At 62.9% G+C, this 16,431-nt stretch carries 16 protein-coding genes; 12 read left to right on the plus strand and 4 right to left on the minus strand.

Features of this window, described 5'->3' with window-relative positions; translation table 11 throughout:
• Positions 1 to 9: 9 nt before the first annotated feature.
• The 12 genes from asnB (at position 10) to AC1DP9_RS00570 (ending at position 11,606) form a co-directional block, all read left to right on the plus strand.
• A complete protein-coding gene (asnB, locus tag AC1DP9_RS00515; protein ID WP_477106327.1) occupies positions 10 to 1,893 on the plus strand; it encodes an asparagine synthase (glutamine-hydrolyzing) in 1,884 nt (627 codons plus the stop codon).
• A gap of 79 nt (positions 1,894 to 1,972) precedes the next feature.
• Positions 1,973 to 3,046, plus strand: a complete 1,074-nt coding sequence (gene wecB / locus AC1DP9_RS00520; RefSeq protein ID WP_477106328.1) for a non-hydrolyzing UDP-N-acetylglucosamine 2-epimerase — start codon at positions 1,973 to 1,975, stop codon at positions 3,044 to 3,046.
• Between the two features lie 13 nt (positions 3,047 to 3,059).
• Positions 3,060 to 4,322, plus strand: coding sequence for a hypothetical protein (locus AC1DP9_RS00525; protein ID WP_477106329.1), 1,263 nt, complete (start codon positions 3,060 to 3,062; stop codon positions 4,320 to 4,322).
• Positions 4,319 to 5,158 carry a glycosyltransferase family 2 protein gene (locus AC1DP9_RS00530; protein WP_477106330.1) on the plus strand — a complete coding sequence of 280 codons (840 nt, stop codon included), beginning with the start codon at positions 4,319 to 4,321 and terminating at the stop codon, positions 5,156 to 5,158. Before AC1DP9_RS00525 ends, AC1DP9_RS00530 begins: the two co-directional genes overlap by 4 nt.
• Positions 5,159 to 5,204: 46 nt before the next feature.
• On the plus strand, positions 5,205 to 6,074 hold the full coding sequence (gene rfbA, locus AC1DP9_RS00535) for a glucose-1-phosphate thymidylyltransferase RfbA (RefSeq protein WP_477106331.1): 870 nt from the start codon (positions 5,205 to 5,207) through the stop codon (positions 6,072 to 6,074).
• Positions 6,071 to 6,568: an acyltransferase gene (locus tag AC1DP9_RS00540; protein WP_477106332.1), complete on the plus strand. Its 498-nt coding sequence runs from the start codon at positions 6,071 to 6,073 to the stop codon at positions 6,566 to 6,568. The genes rfbA and AC1DP9_RS00540 overlap by 4 nt, the downstream gene beginning before the upstream one ends.
• 86 nt (positions 6,569 to 6,654) lie before the next feature.
• Positions 6,655 to 7,038 (plus strand): sugar 3,4-ketoisomerase, encoded by a 384-nt coding sequence (locus AC1DP9_RS00545; protein WP_477106333.1) that lies wholly within the window; start codon positions 6,655 to 6,657, stop codon positions 7,036 to 7,038.
• Positions 7,039 to 8,142 carry a DegT/DnrJ/EryC1/StrS family aminotransferase gene (locus AC1DP9_RS00550; RefSeq protein WP_477106334.1) on the plus strand — a complete coding sequence of 368 codons (1,104 nt, stop codon included), beginning with the start codon at positions 7,039 to 7,041 and terminating at the stop codon, positions 8,140 to 8,142. It abuts the gene before it with no gap.
• A 10-nt stretch (positions 8,143 to 8,152) separates the two neighbouring features.
• Positions 8,153 to 9,265: a glycosyltransferase family 4 protein gene (locus AC1DP9_RS00555; RefSeq protein ID WP_477106335.1), complete on the plus strand. Its 1,113-nt coding sequence runs from the start codon at positions 8,153 to 8,155 to the stop codon at positions 9,263 to 9,265.
• Positions 9,262 to 9,846 carry a GNAT family N-acetyltransferase gene (locus AC1DP9_RS00560; RefSeq protein WP_477106336.1) on the plus strand — a complete coding sequence of 195 codons (585 nt, stop codon included), beginning with the start codon at positions 9,262 to 9,264 and terminating at the stop codon, positions 9,844 to 9,846. The genes AC1DP9_RS00555 and AC1DP9_RS00560 overlap by 4 nt, the downstream gene beginning before the upstream one ends.
• Positions 9,843 to 11,012, plus strand: coding sequence for a DegT/DnrJ/EryC1/StrS family aminotransferase (locus AC1DP9_RS00565; RefSeq protein WP_477106337.1), 1,170 nt, complete (start codon positions 9,843 to 9,845; stop codon positions 11,010 to 11,012). Before AC1DP9_RS00560 ends, AC1DP9_RS00565 begins: the two co-directional genes overlap by 4 nt.
• A complete protein-coding gene (locus tag AC1DP9_RS00570) occupies positions 11,013 to 11,606 on the plus strand; it encodes a sugar transferase (protein WP_477106338.1) in 594 nt (197 codons plus the stop codon).
• A 40-nt stretch (positions 11,607 to 11,646) separates the two neighbouring features.
• On the opposite strand, the gene AC1DP9_RS00575 is transcribed toward AC1DP9_RS00570, so the two are convergent.
• From AC1DP9_RS00575 to AC1DP9_RS00590, 4 genes are read right to left on the minus strand one after another with little or no spacing between them, the layout of a single operon-like run.
• Positions 11,647 to 12,726, minus strand: coding sequence for a glycosyltransferase family 4 protein (locus AC1DP9_RS00575; RefSeq protein ID WP_477106339.1), 1,080 nt, complete (start codon positions 12,724 to 12,726; stop codon positions 11,647 to 11,649).
• Positions 12,723 to 13,970: a lipopolysaccharide biosynthesis protein gene (locus AC1DP9_RS00580; RefSeq protein ID WP_477106340.1), complete on the minus strand. Its 1,248-nt coding sequence runs from the start codon at positions 13,968 to 13,970 to the stop codon at positions 12,723 to 12,725. The genes AC1DP9_RS00575 and AC1DP9_RS00580 overlap by 4 nt, the downstream gene beginning before the upstream one ends.
• Positions 13,970 to 15,088: a glycosyltransferase gene (locus AC1DP9_RS00585; RefSeq protein WP_477106341.1), complete on the minus strand. Its 1,119-nt coding sequence runs from the start codon at positions 15,086 to 15,088 to the stop codon at positions 13,970 to 13,972. Before AC1DP9_RS00585 ends, AC1DP9_RS00580 begins: the two co-directional genes overlap by 1 nt.
• Positions 15,089 to 15,102: 14 nt before the next feature.
• The gene (locus AC1DP9_RS00590; RefSeq protein ID WP_477106342.1) at positions 15,103 to 16,431 is read right to left on the minus strand and encodes a sugar transferase; all 1,329 of its coding nucleotides are present in this window, start codon (positions 16,429 to 16,431) and stop codon (positions 15,103 to 15,105) included.

Consider the following 16,431-nt stretch of genomic DNA (forward strand, 5'->3'; position numbering starts at 1 on the left):
GAGACATTTATGTGTGGCATTGTGGGAGGTTTCTGGAAGCTTTCGGACAAGCAACTGGAAGCGCGGCTCGAATCCGCGCTGGCCGCCTTGCATCATCGTGGGCCCAACGACCGTGGCTACGACCTGCGGCATACCGCGCATGGCGCCGTGGTGCTCGGGCACACGCGCCTTTCAGTGATCGATCTGACGGCGGGCGGCCACCAGCCGATGATCAGCGCCGACGAGCGTTATGCGATGATCTTCAATGGCGAGATATACAACTATCGCGAACTACGCGAGGAGTTGCGCGCGCTTGGTCACGTCTTCCGCACCGCGTCCGACACCGAGGTGCTGCAGGCGGCATGGACGCAATGGCAGGCCGATTGCCTGCCGCGCCTGGACGGGATGTTCGCGTTCGTGGTACATGACAGGCACCTGCAGAGGTTGACCTGCGTTCGCGATGCCTTTGGCATCAAGCCGCTGTTCTATGAGCAGCAGGGCGGCCATCTGATATTCGCGTCGGAGCATCCCGCCCTGCTGGCGCTGCGTGGCTCGCGCAACCAGCTTGACTGGCAGCGCAGCTACGACTACCTGGTCCATGGCGACTACGACAGCGCAGATCGGTCCTTCGTCGAAGGCGTGCGCCATCTGATGCCGGGGCACCTCTTGGAGGTGGATCTGGCTACGTTTGGGACCGCCACGCCGCGCTGCTGGTGGCGGCCCGATACCCGCGAGCGTGCCAGGCTGTCGTTCGCGGACGCCGCGCAGGCGGTGCGGGAGCAGTTCCTGCAGAACGTGCGCCTTCATCTGCGCAGTGATGTGGCCCTTGGGGCCGCGCTGTCCGGCGGCATCGATTCCTCGGCAGTGGTTTGCGCCATGCGGCATGTCGAGCCGGATGCGCCAATCCATACGTTCAGCTACATCGCTGAAGGCGGCGATCTTTCGGAGGAGCATTGGGCGGACAGCATCAACCGCCACGTGGGTGCGCGGCCGCACAAGGTCAGCGCGGACGGAGCCGACCTGATTCGTGATCTGGACCAGATGATTCGCGCGCAGGGCGAGCCTTTCGCTAGTACCAGCATCTACGCGCAGTATCGCGTGTTCCAGTTGGCGCGCGAGAACGACGTCACAGTGACGCTCGACGGGCAAGGTGCGGACGAGCTGCTGGCCGGCTATAGCGGCTATCCAGGGTATCGGCTGCTCAGCCTGCTCGGTAACGGTGGCGCGCTCGCCGCGCACGACTTTGCGATGCGCTGGAGCCGCTGGCCAGGCCGCAGCTATCGCCTCGCAGGGATGGAGCTTGGTCGCATTGTGCTGCCGGATGACCTTTACCGCTCTGCGCGGAAGATGCTGGGTCGTGATTTCGCGCCGCCCTGGCTGGATACCAACAAGCTGGCGGACGCCGGTGTGACGCTGACCGAGGCGCGGCCGCCACTGAGCGCGGACTCGCGTGGGCGCCGGGTGATGGAGCAACTCGGCAAGTCGCTACAGTTGCGCGGCCTTCCCGCGTTGCTGCGCCATGCGGACCGCAACGCCATGCAGTTCTCGGTGGAAAGCCGCGTGCCGTTCCTGACGGTCCCGATGGCGAACCTGCTGTTGTCCCTGCCGGAGGAATACCTGATTTCACGCGAGGGCGAGACTAAGAGCGTGTTCCGCGCCGCCATGCGCGGCATCGTTCCGGATGCGGTGCTCGACCGCAAGGACAAGATTGGTTTTGCCACGCCAGAACGGGACTGGCTCATGAGCCATGCCTCGCAGTTCCGGACCTGGCTGCAGGACGCCGATGCGGTGCCGTTCATGCGGCGCGACGCACTGCTGGCCAGCTTCGATGCCGTGATGGCCGGCAAGATGCGCTTCAGCTGGCAGGTGTGGCGTTGGGTTAATTTCGTGCGATGGCATGCGACATGCACATGACGGCAAGCCGGAATGCGCTGGCGCCCAAGGATGGTGGCGCCGCGTCTATGGATAACGATTGAGTACTGAGAGGTTCTGCGTGAAAATTCTGACGATCATTGGTGCCCGTCCCCAGTTCATCAAGGCGGCGGCGGCATCGCGGGCGTTCCTTCGGCGCAAGTCGATTGCGGAGGTAATCGTCCATACGGGACAGCATTTCGATGCCAACATGTCAGACGTGTTCTTCGATGAACTCGAGATTCCGCGTCCCAACTATCACCTCGGCATTGGCGGCGGCACACATGGGCAGAACACCGGCCGCATGATCGAAGCTATCGAGCGCGTCATCCAGGAGGAGCGGCCCGATTGGACGCTGGTCTACGGCGATACCGATTCTACACTCGCTGGCGCGGTGGCCGCCTCGAAGCTACATATTCCGGTGGTGCATGTGGAAGCGGGGCTACGCTCGTTCAACAAACGCATGCCGGAGGAGATCAATCGGAAGCTGACCGACCATGTCAGCACTCTGCTGCTCGCACCCACCACGACTGCGATTCGCAACCTCGAAGCGGAAGGCGTTCATGGCGAACACGTGGTCAATGTGGGCGATGTGATGTACGACGCCGCGCTGATGTTCTCGGCCAAGGCGGAGCGCGATAGCGGCATCCTACGTACGCTGTCGCTGACGCCGGGGGCGTACATCCTTGCCACTGTGCATCGGCAGGAGAACACTGACGACCGCGAGCGTCTGGGCAGCATTCTCGCGGCGTTTGGCCGTGCCTGCCAGCCGGTGGTACTGCCCTTGCACCCCCGCACGCGCCAGCGCATTGCGGCGCAGGGACTGTCCGTGCCAGCGAATGTTCGGATCGTGGACCCAGTAGGCTACCTCGACATGGTCATGCTCGAGCGACATGCCAGCCTCGTCGCTACCGATTCGGGCGGCGTCCAGAAGGAAGCCTACTTCCATCAGGTGCCATGCATCACTTTGCGGGACGAAACGGAATGGGCCGAACTGATCGATCTTGGCTGGAACCGCCTCGCCGCCCCTGGTTCCGTCGGCTTCGTGGATACCTTCTCCGCGATCCCCTTGCCGGGGCGCCTAGATGCGATGCCCTACGGCGACGGGAATGCCGCCGAGCGGATTGTCGAGGCGATCACGGGATTCCAACGCTGATTTCGGCCCAAGCATGGTGCAGACGACACAACTCTCCAGGCCGCTACTGACCCTTGTCCTGCTTATGTTGGTCAAGGTGGTGCTCGACTATTTTGCGTATCACGTCTCTTCCGTCTATGGCATCTATGGCCTGGAAGTGCGGGGCGCATGGGGATCCAGCCAGTATTTGCTGTCCTGGGGCGCCGCGTTGGTGGTCTTCGTCTGCGCGTTGCCTTACTTGTCGGTAAGCAACGACGAAGTCGACTACGCCATCCTGTTTCTGCTGATCGCCACCTTTCTACCGGCCACTTCCGTGTATTGGGTGGTCGAGGGCAGCACGGACTTCCTGATTTTCTGCGCCACATTCTGGGCGCTTCTCTGTCTATGCCTGTTTTTCGTCGCGCCATGGCGCGGGGCCCCATCCGAGGCAATGCCAACTTCGCGTTTCGAGGCGCCTTTGACGAAACTCTACGCCGTGCTGTTGGCACTACTCCTGTTGAACCTGTTGCACAGTTACTCGATTGGCCTCGATTTCAGTTTCACGTCGGTGTACGAGCGGCGGCGCGAATTCGTGGCGTGGCTGAGCAATGGCTGGACCTATCCGTATGGGTGGTCGGTGTACGTGTTTGCAGTGTTCCTGATCTTCGTGGCGCGCTCGCGGCTGCTCGCGTTATTTGCGCTCGGTTATGTGGCGGTGTTCTTCCTGTCCGCTGGCGACAAGGTATATTTGTTCCTGTTGCTTTTGCTGTTGGCCTTCCAGTGGTTGCGCGGCGGCCGGCACGCAGTCGCGCAGATACTGTTCGCGTTCATCGCGCTGTTCTTCACGGCGGTGTTGCTGGACTCGCTGTGGCTCGGGTTCATCGTCAATCGCTTCGTGATTCTCCCGATCGATATCGCTTACCGCTACGCGTGGCATTTCGCCGGCCAGCAGTTGTGGTACGGCTACAGTTTCCTGTCCGCCTTCGTCAGCTATCCTTACGACGGCGCGCCGTCCCAGATCATCGGCGACATCTACTATCTGCGGGGCGATGGCGCCAACGTGAATTTTCTTGCGGATGGCTACGTCAACTTGGGCTGGCCCGCGTTGCTACCATTGCTGACATTCTTCGTGGGACTGAGGGCGGTGTTCCGCCGCTCCCGCTATTTGATCCTGCTCTGTCCACTGCTGATCCAGTTGATGAACGCGCCCTTGCCGACGGTCATGCAGACCGGGGGCGGCATTCTGATGGTGGCGGCATCCCTGCTGTTGTCCTGGCGGGGCGGGAAGGTTTCCGCGAGAGAAAAAGTGCTGGCATGAGCATGACGATCTCTCTTTTCACAGAATTACGATCAGGCCGTCAGGCAGTCTCGGAAGCCATGGACCATCCGCTCATCTCCGTTATCGTCCCGTGCTACAACCACGCCGCCTATGTCGACAAGGCGATCGACAGCGTATTGAAGCAAACCTATCTGAATGTCGAGTTGGTCGTCATCGATGACGGCTCGCGCGACGAGTCGGTACGCATTTTGGAGGCGCTGTCGGCGAGACACGGTTTCCGCTTTGTCTCGCAAACCAATCGCGGGGTATGCAAGACTTTGAACCGCGCTATCCAGGAATTTTCCACCGGCCAGTACATTGCACTACTGGCTTCGGACGATTACTGGGACGTGACCAAGCTGGCCAGGCAGATGGAGGCGCTCGCCATCCGCCCAGGTGCGGAATTCTGTTACACCCAGGCGCGTGAGTTTAGCGATCATGGGCAGACCGGGCCGGTGTTTCCGGCCCGACCGCCGTCCGGGAAGGTGACCGGACGGGTATTCCTACGGCAGGGTGTGCCCGCCGGCTCCATGCTGTTCTCGCGACGTCTTTATGACAAGCTTGGCGGATTCGATGAGAACCTGCGCGAGGAGGACTGGGACTTCGTGATCCGTTGTTCGGCGGAAACCGAATTCGTGGTGGTCCGGGACGCGCTGTTCCATTACCGCGCGCATCCTGGCAATACGATGCGAACGCGCGCCCGCGCAGAGATCTTCCGTCAGAAAGCACTTATTCTGTCGAAGAATTTTCATCTGGTCTCGCCGTACCGCTGGTTCCTCTCGCTTTTCATTCATTTTGCGCACGACATCGTGCTGTCGCGCTGGCTGGGTAAATAGCCCAAGGCTCCGACGACGTGCGCATACAACGCAAAGACAGGTGAATATGAAAGGCATCGTCCTCGCCGGAGGTTCCGGTACTCGCCTTTACCCGGCGACGCTTGGCGTCTCCAAGCAATTGCTGCCGGTCTATGACAAGCCGATGATCTACTACCCGATCTCGGTGCTGTTGCTCGCCGGTATCCGGGACATCCTGATTATCTCCACGCCGCTCGACCTGCCACAGTATCAGCGTGTGCTAGGGACGGGGGAGAAATTCGGCGTGCGTTTCAGTTATGCGGTACAGCCGAGCCCCGACGGCCTCGCGCAGGCGTTTTTAATTGGCGAGGATTTCATAGGAGGCGATGGTGTCTGCCTGGTTCTTGGCGACAATATCTTCTACGGACAGGGATTCCGCCCAATCCTGCATGCGGCGGCGGCGCGCACCGAAGGTGCAACCGTGTTCGGCTACAAGGTCAAGGACCCGGAACGCTTTGGTGTCGTGGAGTTCGACGAGGCTGGGCGGGCACTTTCGCTCGAGGAAAAGCCGGTGCGGCCAAGATCCCACTACGCGGTGACCGGGCTGTATTTTTATGACAATGCGGTCATCGATATCGCCAAGAGCGTCAAACCGTCGCCGCGCGGGGAGCTCGAGATAACGAGCGTCAACCAGGCGTACCTGGAGCGCAATCGCCTAAGCGTGGACGTGCTTGGGCGGGGGTTTGCCTGGCTCGATACGGGGACGCACGCGAGCCTGTTGGAGGCGGCACATTTCGTGGAGACCGTCGAAAACCGCCAGGGCTACAAGATCGCCTGTCTAGAGGAGATCGCCTGGCGCAACGGCTGGCTGGATTCCGATGCGCTCCGTGCGGCGGGCAACCAACTTCACAAGACCGACTATGGTGCCTATTTACTGGCGCTGGCGGAGGAATCATGAGTGTCTTCATTCATCACAGCGCCGACGTTGCGGCAGGCGCCGAGATTGGCGACGGCTCGCGCGTGTGGCAGTACGTGGTTATTCTCGCCGGCGCGAGAATTGGTCGAGAGGCCAATATCTGCTCGCATACGCTGATTGAATCCGACGTCATAGTGGGTGACCGTGTGACGGTCAAATCCGGCGTGCAGTTGTGGGACGGTCTGCGGCTCGAGGACGACGTGTTCATAGGGCCGAACGTCACCTTTACCAACGACATGTTTCCGCGCAGCAAGCACTACTTTGGCAGTTTCCTGCCGACAGTGATCCGGCAGGGCGCATCCATCGGCGGTGGCGCGGTGATCCTGCCCGGAGTGACTATTGGTGTCCGGGCCATGATCGGTGCCGGCGCGGTCGTGACACGTTCGGTACCCGACGAGGCGGTCGTGGTGGGTAATCCTGCTAGAATTGTCGGCACTGTGGCGGAGTATGCCGACCGTCAGTTGCCAAAAGAATGAAGATCGGGAGGCCGCGCCTGTTCGCGCCGGCCTGACGAGTTCCACATAAGATTTCGATGTCGATAGAACACTGCAGGACTATCTCGTTGCCGAGAATCGACGATTCGCGAGGCAGTCTCTCGTTCGTCGAAGGCGGTCACCATGTTCCGTTCGCGATTGAACGGATTTACTATCTCTACGAACTTCGTGAAGGAGCCGAGCGTGGCGCGCATGCCCACAGAGCACTTCAGCAATTGATGGTGCCGATAGCCGGCAGCTTCGAGGTCACGCTCGACGACGGTCATGCGCAACGCACGTTCGTTCTCGATAGACCCGAGAAGGCGCTGTATGTCTGTCCGATGATGTGGCGCGAACTCGGCAGTTTCTCCCCCGGTGCGGTATGCCTGGTGCTGGCTTCGGCCAAGTACGATGAGAAAGATTATTTCAGAAACTATGATGAGTTTCTGAGCGCGGTTATAGGTGAAAAGTAAATGGTGCAATTTCTCGATCTCAAGGCCATCGCACAGCAGCAGCGCGAGGAATTGTTGCAGGCGATGACGCGGGCGCTCGATTCGGGCTGGTACATCCTCGGTGAAGAACTGAAGGCGTTCGAGGCGTCATTCGCGGCTTATTGTGGGGCCACGCATTGCATAGGTGTGGCGAACGGTCTCGATGCGCTGACATTGACGCTGCGCGCCTGGAAAGAAATGGGCCGCCTCAAGGAGGGTGATGAGGTGATCGTGCCAGGAAACACCTATATCGCGAGCGTGCTGGCGATCACCGAGAATCGACTCGTACCGGTGCTGGTGGAGCCTTCCGACGAGACATTCAACCTCGACCCAAGCCGTATCGAAGCCGCCGTGACCTCGCGCACGCGTGTGATCCTGCCCGTGCACCTGTACGGCCGGCTGGCTGACATGCCGGAGATAATGGAACTGGCCTTGCGTCGCGACCTGCTGGTGCTCGAGGATGCCGCGCAGGCTCATGGCGCGGGCCTCCAGGGGCGTCGTGCCGGCAGTTGGGGCAATGCGGCGGGGTTTAGCTTCTATCCGGGCAAGAACCTTGGTGCGCTTGGCGATGGGGGCGCCGTGACAACCAGCGACGACGAACTCGCTGGCACGCTGCGAGCGTTGCGCAACTATGGCTCGCATGAGAAGTACAAAAACCTCTTCCGGGGCGTCAATAGCCGCCTCGATGAAGTGCAGGCAGCGGTACTCGGTGTGCGTTTGCGCCATCTCGATGCGCAAACGGCGCGGCGCCGTGCGGTGGCCGCTCAGTATCTCGAGGCGATCGACAATCCTCTTGTCACGCTCCCGAAGTTGGGTGCTCCTGAGCAGCACGTCTGGCATCTGTTTGTGGTGCGCTGCCCTGCGCGCGACGCGCTGCAGGCGCATCTGGCGTTGAACGGCGTGCAGACACTGGTGCACTATCCAATCCCGCCGCACCGACAGCAAGCTTATGCCGCGTATGCGGGGCAGCAACTGCCGATCACTGAACAAATGCACGACGAGGTCCTCAGCCTGCCGATCTCGCCGGTGATGACCGACGAGGAAGTCGAAATCGTGGTGAAGCAAGTCAACGCGTTCCAAGGATAAGCGCACCATTATGCAAAAGAAGGTCTGCCATTTCAGCTCCGTCCACCGGCTGAATGACATCCGTGTCTTCCACAAAGAATGCCGTACGCTCGCCGCGGGGCCATATGACGTGTCGCTGGTCGCGTGTCCGGCCGACACGCCGGCAGGGTCCGGCGTCTCGATCATTCCCCTGCATGCTACTGGGGGCCGGCTGCGGCGCATGGTGGCGCGTGCGCGTCAGGCCTATCGCATGGCAAGGTCGCAGAAGGCTGATGTCTATCATTTTCACGATCCCGAACTGCTGCCTTATGGTCTGTTGCTCAAGAAGCTGACCGGGGCGAAAGTCATTTACGATTCACACGAGTGCTATCCCGACGATATCCTGACCAAGGAGTGGATTCCGCTGCCGCTGCGCAAGATCGTTTCGGTGACGTTCCGCGTACTGGAGGATTTCGTTGTCAAGCGGCTCGACTTGGTTGTCACCGCTACTCCGCATATCGAGGAACGTTTCAAGCTGGTGGCGCGCCGGACCGTGACCATCAACAACTATCCACTGTTACAGGAATTCGTGCCGGCTACCAACGTCGAGGCGACGAAAGATGGCTTCTGCTACGTTGGTGCGATTAGCATGGTGCGCGGCGTTTTGCCACTGATGGACGCGCTCGAATACGTCGATCCCGATGTCCGCTTCTACCTCGCCGGCACCTTCGCCGGGGCCGACATCGAGGCTGCGGTCAAGAGCCATCGTTATTGGCACCGTGTCACATACCTGGGGCAGGTTAGCCGCAAGGAAATCTCTGAGATCTACGGCAAGTCGTTCGCCGGCATCGTTAATTTCCTGCCGGCACCCAACCATATCTTTTCCCAGCCCAACAAGTTGTTTGAGTACATGTCCGCAGGCATTCCGGTGATTTGCTCTGACTTCGAATTGTGGCGGCAGGTCGTGGATGCCGGAAAGGCAGGTATCTGCGTTAATCCTGGGTCTGCGCGACAGATCGCCGATGCTATCAACAGCATTCACCGCGACAGTGCGCTGTGGGAAACCTGCTCGCGCAACGGGCGCCGACTGATCGAGGAAAAATACTCGTGGGACCGCGAGGGTCAGAGGTTGCTGGCCTCGTATAAAGAGGTCCTGGCCCAATGAGGCTGGCGCCCGCCACGCAGGCCGATCTGGCGCACTTGGCTTCGGTGCATCGGCGCGCTTACTCCGACGCGCATTTCACGTCGCGCTTCCCGCACGATCTGCTGGAGCGCTACTACGGTCATTTTCTGGGCTCCGACTGCTTCATCACCAAAGCCGTGCCCAGCGAGGATCCAGCCGATGCGCCGGTCGGCTTCGTGGTGAGTGGCCTGCGCATCGGTGCCCGCATCGCGGTTTTCAAGCAAAACTGTCGCGGCGCGATCGTGCGGACCGTCCTGTCGCATCCGGCGGCCGCGGCGCGCAAGATCGTCTCCGACATTTACTTCCGATTCCTCGATGCGCCGCATGCTTTCGAAGAATGTCCTTATCTGATCCTGTCCATCGCCAGCGATCGGTCGCTTCCGGGCATCGGCGCGGCTCTGCTGGAATCGGCCCGGGCCTCGGCGAGCAAGATTGGCTGCGATGCCGTCGGTCTCTATGTGCGCGTAAGCAATATCAACGCGATCCGTTTTTACTTGGCTCACGGGTTCCTCGTCAAGGGATACGTGGCGGGCCAGTTCTATCTCGAGACTTCGACCTCATGAGCCAACAACCATCGTTCATCCCGTTCGCGCTGCCTCATATTGGCGATGAGGAAATTGCCGCCGTAACCGAGGCGCTTCGCTCTGGCTGGGTCACCACGGGACCCAAGACTAAGGCATTCGAGCAGGCTTTCAGCGAATACCTCGGCGGCGGCCTGGAGAGCATCGCCGTCAATTCTGCAACTGCCGGTCTGCACTTGGCGCTCGAGGCGCTGAAGATCGGCCCTGGCGACGAGGTGATTGCCCCGACGCTCACGTTCACCGCCACCACGGAAGTGGTGCGCTACATGGGGGCCGACCCGGTGCTAGTGGATGTGGATGCCTGCACGCTCAATATTGACCCGGCTAAGATCCGCGCTGCCATCACGCCGCGCACCAAGGCGATCATGCCCGTGCATTACGGCGGCTTGGCTTGCGACATGGAAGCGATATTCGCCATCGCGCAGGAGCATGGACTCAAGATTGTCGAGGATGCCGCGCATGCGCTGCCGACCACGGTTGGCGGGGTCAAGGTCGGACAATTGCGCTCCGACGCGGCGGTGTTCAGTTTCTATGCGAACAAGACCATGACGACCGGCGAGGGCGGCATGGTGGTGACGCGCGATCCCGAGTTGGCGCGTCGCATGAAGGTTATGCGCCTGCACGGCATCAACCGCGACGCATTCGACCGTTTTGTATCGAAGACGCCCGCCTGGTACTACGAGGTGGTCGCGCCCGGCTTCAAGTACAACCTGACCGATATCGCTTCTGCGCTCGGCCTCGTGCAGCTTACGCGCCTGCCAGCGTTCCTCGAGCGCCGTCAGGCGCTTGCCGCGCGCTATGCCGTGGAACTCGCGGACTTGCCGCTGGTGTTGCCGGCCGACGCACCGGCAGGTGACACTCATTCCTGGCACCTGTACGTGATTCGCCTGGCCGATGCTGCGGTGGCGCACGGCATCACGCGCGACGGTGTCATCCAGCAACTGTCGGAGCGTGGTATCGGCACCAGTGTCCACTATGTACCGCTGCACCGCCAGCCGTACTGGCGCGACCGCTATGAGCTGGAGCCGGAGATGTTCCCGATTGCCGACAAGGCATACCAGACGATGCTCAGCATTCCGCTGTACACGATGATGTCCGACGATGACCAAACGCGTGTCATTCTGGCCCTGCGTGAGATCCTGGCGTAGATGACGAAGCGTCTGTTCGATCTGATCTGCGCCGGGCTTGGCCTGGCAGTATTGTCGCCCCTATTGCTGCTGTTGGCGATCGCCATTCGCGCGGAGTCGACGGGTCCGGTTTTCTTTAGGCAAGAGCGTGTGGGGCGGTTCGGCAAGACGTTCCGTATCCACAAATTCCGCACGATGGTGATCGATGCCGAGCGGAAAGGTCCGCAGATCACCGTCGGCGCGGATCGCCGGGTCACGCGCGTCGGTCATCTGTTACGCAAGTACAAGTTCGACGAATTGCCCCAGTTGCTGGATGTACTGATTGGGGACATGAGCCTGGTCGGCCCGCGCCCGGAGGTGCCTCGCTACGTCGCACGGTATCCCGATGACCTGCGGGCGCGCGTGCTCTCGGTGCGTCCGGGTATCACTGATCGGGCCTCGATCGAGTTCAAGGATGAGAACCTGATTCTTGGCCGGGCCGCCGATCCGGAGCGTGCGTATATCGAAGAAGTGCTGCCCGTCAAGCTGCGGTATTACCTCGATTACGTCGAGAACCGCTCGCTGTGGGAAGACTTCAAGATCATATTGTCGACCTTCGTTGCGCTGGTCAGGTAAGCTGCCGGGCTGCGGGGCTCCACATCGCGGAAAAGGCCGGCTAGCGCAGGAGCTGCTCCCAAAGTCCGGCGGCGTAGCCAGGGTCCGCAGCACGCGCGTCGTCTCGTGCTTGTGCGCCCAACGTGTCGCGCAGCGTGGCATCGGACATCAGGTGATCCAATGCCCGGGCAAGTGCATCAGGATCGTTCACAGGTGCTAGCAGACCGTTTTCCTGATCACGGATCAGTTCGCGTGGACCGGTTTCACATGCGGTGGAAACTACGGCCAGGCCGAAGGCCATGGCCTCGATCAGTGCGAGCCCGAATCCCTCATAGCGCGAACTGAGGCAGAAGATGGTGCTGTCTCGGTAGACTGTCTCCATATCGGTAAGCACGCCAGGCAAGCTGACACAAGCATGCAGTCCGAGGCGTTTCACTTTTGCCTCGAGCGCGGCACGCTCTTCCCCTTCTCCGACGATCCGCAGGTGCCAGGAAGGATGGCGCATGTGCGCACGTGCCCAGGCATCGAGCAGAACGTCAAAGCCCTTTGCTGGAACCAGCCGGCCTACCGCAAGCACTGTGGCAGTATCGCGAGGCGCCGCCATCGTGGGCAGTGGGAAGGGCAAGGGGTTGCCGATGGTGACGAGCTTCGCGCGTTGGAAGAACACAGATTCCCATCGCACACGGTCTCGCGTGGTCAGCACCACAATGGCTTCGTTAGTGAGTGCCGCCAGCCGGCGGGCCACATGTCGCGCCTTGCTGCCGAGATCCTCCTCAAAATGGCAATGTTCCCAAGCGATCCGGCGTACCTCCATGCCGGTAGTGGCCGGCAGTGTGAACAACGTCAGCATCGTATCGACTTCGATCAGCGCATCCACTTGATGCTCGCGGACGAAGCGTCGAATGCCGCGCACCGTCGCCAGGTACTCGCGCTTGAACGACGGCCGCGCCGCGAACAAGGCATGATGCCGCACGTCGGGATGTAGTGGAAACACACTGGCTTCATCCCATAAACTGAGCACAAGCACCCGATACCCGCGCTCCGCCAACGCACTGGCGATCACCGCCGTCATGCGCTCGGCCCCGGCGAATTCGTTCAGCGTGCCGGTCAGGAAACAGACGCAGGGCAGGGGGGCGGTCATGCGGACACCATCTCCCGCACGGGTCGCTTGCGCCACCACAGCGCCATGCCGACGATCACCGCGACGCTGTTGCCCAGGACATAGCCAGCAATCGCGCCCCAGTTGCCGAACCGGGGGATGACCGCCAAATCGAAGGCGAGCGTCGTCGCCAGCACCAGCGCCCACTTCATCGCCACCCAGCGCGGCCGGCGCAGGTAGACCGCCAGCAGGGTCAGAGCGACGTCCGCGAAGACGAGCGCCGACGCCACGGCGGCCACCCGCAGCAGCGTCACCGTGGCCTCGAAGGCGCTGCCATAGAGCAGGCGGACGATCCACGGCGCGCACGCGGCAATCGCCAGGCCACCGACCAGCCCGAGCGCGCCCAGCGCCGCCGCAATCCGGCCGATGTTCGCGTGAGCCTCCGCAAACGCCGTGCGCGCATAGACGAAGCTGGGGGCGATGCCCGCTACGAGGATGGTCGCGAGCATCGAAAAATTATCCAGCAGCTGCATGCACGCCGCATAGGCGCCGAAGTCCGCCGCCGGCACCGTCGGTTGGAGCACGAGCTGGTCAACCCGGCGCGCGCCCATCATCAGGATGAAGCTGACCCAGAACAATGCGCCCGCCGAGAACAGCTCGTGCGCCTGACTCGCCTGCCACACGGGGCGTTGCCGGGGTGTCCGGGTCAGGTAGTAGGCCGCGAGCAGCGCGGCCAGAAGCACGGCCTCGAGCGCGAACGCCGTGGCGTAGCCCGGCACCGCGGTTATGCCCGTAGCGAACAGCCCGCCGACCAGCGCCGCCTTGACGGACAGCGCGGCGAGGCTCGCCAAGGCGCCGGGCCGATTGTTGGTATGGGCCTGCATCCAGGCATTGACCACGCCGAAGGGCTCGCGCAGCAGGATGGCCACGCCGAGCCACAGCGCCGCGTGCCAGACTTCCTGCGTGGGGGATGTCAGCGCCAGATACACGCACATCAGCAAGTACCCCGCCACACCGCCCGCAAGACGCAGCACAAACGCATGGTCGATGATGCGGGCCTGGGCCTCGGGCGCCGCCGCCACGAGCCGTGGCACCACCACCTCCGCACCGCACACCAGCGCCAGCGAAGCGGCAATCAGCACCACTGACTGGGCGTACTGGAAATGCGCGAACCCGGCTGGCCCGAGCGCGCGCGCCAGCATGGCCACCACGCCGATCCCGATGCCTACCTGCAGGCCGCGCTCGGCCAGCATCCACAGCACATTGCCCGCGATGCGCCGATGCATCACGCGGTTTCCGCCGGGATGACGCGCGCGGCGTGCGTCAGGCTGGTGTAGTGCGCCAGCCAGCGTCGGGCGATGGCGTCGATCGAGAACGCGGCCAGCACGCGCTCTCGACGCGCCGCTTCCTGCGCTGGGGTGCCGCGACCCGCGCGCAAGGCGTCGGCCATCGCGCCGGCAAGGGCCGCTGCGTCGCCGCGCGGCACGATGACGCCCTGATCGCGCAGGACTTCGGCCACGCCGGGCGCGTCGGTCGACACCACCGGGCATCCGCACGCCAGCGCCTCCACCAGCACCATGGGCAGCCCTTCGATATTCGATGACAGGACGAACAAGTCGGCCGCGTTGAGCAGGGCAGGGATGTCGTCACGTGGGCCGAGGAGGGTGACTGACGATGTGAGCCCCTGCGTTGCGATCTGCCGGGCCAGCGCCTCGGTGAGCGCGCCGCCGCCCGCGATCAGCAGGTGCGCCCGCGCGGCGGGCGGCAGCTGGCCAAACGCACGGATCAGTAGATCCTGGGCCTTCTCGGGTGCCAGCCGGCCAACGTTGAGCACCACCCGCGCATCGGGCGCAATGCCCAGACTGGCGCGCGCGGCGTCGCGCAGGGCTGGGTCCGGCCGAAATCGCTCGACATCGATCCCGTTGGGCATGACGACAATGCGGTCATCCGGCACGCCCCCGGCGGCGATCATGCCGGTGCGGCCGTCCTGGCTGACGTGGGTGGTCAGCGACGCCCATCGGTCGGTCAGCCGGTAGGCCAGCATCCGCATCGTGCCGCCTTCGCGGAAGCTGTGCGCGGTGCAGACCAGCGGCGGGCTATCGACCAGCCGCGTCAGCAGCCGGGCGAACAGGTTGGCGTGGACCATGTGGGCGTGCATGACGTCGGGGCGCCATGCCTTGACCAGCGCACGCGCCTGCGCCAACGCGGCGGCCATGCCGCCGGGCGTCTTCCGCATGTTCAGTTCGAAGACCTCGGCGCCGGCAGGCGTGTCGATCTCCCGCCCCGGTGACAGGCTCAGGATCGCCACCGCGTGCCCGAGCGCCAGGAAGGCCCGGGCCAGCGCCACGACCTGATGCTCGGCACCGCCCACCTTGAGGCCAGTGGTGATCAGCAGGATCCGCATGGTGGCCGGCGCCATTAGCGGGCCCCGTAGCCGGTTAGCAGCGTGCGCAGCGTCTTGACCACGATCAACAAATCGAGCGCGAACGAACAGTGCTTGACGTAGTACAAGTCGTAGCTCAACTTGGTGACGGTTTCCTCATGGGTGCCGACGTAGCCCTGCTGCACTTGCGCCCAGCCGGACAACCCCGGGCGCACGAGGTGCCGGTACGGATAGTAGGCGATCGTCTCGGCGAAGGTGTCGACCATCGGCACCTGCTCGGGGCGCGGGCCGATCAGGCTCATGTCGCCCATCAGCACGTTCCACAACTGCGGCAGCTCGTCCAGTCGATACTTGCGGATCACGCGGCCCACGCGCGTGACGCGGGCATCCTGGCGCGCCGCGAAGCGCGCCGTGGCATCGGACTGGACGCTCATGCTGCGGAACTTCAGCATCGTGAACGCCTCGCCGAAGCGGCCGACGCGGGCCTGCCGGAACAGCACCGGCCCCGGCTGCTCGAGGCGGATAGCCAGCGCGGTGAGCGCCGAAAGCGGCAGGGCGAGCGGCACAAGGCACAGCACGGCGGCAATGTCGAGCAGACGCTTCACAAAGCCGTATAGATAGTGGCGCGCGTAGTCGTCCAGGAAGTTTTCGTCGATATGGTCAAGCCCCACGCGGCCGGTCAGCATCTCGCCGATCCGCTCCACCGAATACAGGCGGACGTGGCTCATCTTCAGCCGCGCCAGCGTGCGCGTGCGCTCGGGGTCGGCGGTGCCCGAGCGGTCGAGCATCAGGCCGTCGCAAAACACGGCATCCTCGATCGAACGGATGAAATCGAAGCGGATCCGTGCCGGCGGACTGGCGCCGGGCATGGCGAGGATCGCCTCGAGCTGTTCCAGCGCGCGCGGGTCCGTGTAGCCGATCACCGGCACATAGTTCTGCACGAAGCGCCGGTAGCCGATGCCGCTCCAGACCAGCGTGGTGAGGTAGCCGAGCAGTAGCGCGCCGCGTGAGTACTCGATATGCCAGCCGGCGAAGACGAACAGCAACAGGGCAAACGGCAGCGTGGCCGAGATGCCGACCAGGCTGTTGCCCTCGATTGGCGGCAGATGAAGCGAGCGGTGCAGCAGCAGGAACGTGCACAGGTAGGGCACGATGCCCCAGAGCAGCGTACGCGTGAAGACGTAGGTGACGATGCCCGCGTGGTGTAGGGTCTCCGCCGCGATCGTGTTGAGCCCGAACAGCGCGAGCCCGAACGCGGCCCATGACAGCATGCGGCTGGCCCGGCGGATGGTCTCGGAGGCGCGGCTGGCCGTCGTGGCGCGCGACGCGCTGGCGAGTCGGGCGGCTTCCTTGTTTGCGCTCAT

The sequence above is a fragment of the Cupriavidus sp. 01L43 genome, assembly GCF_056399925.1.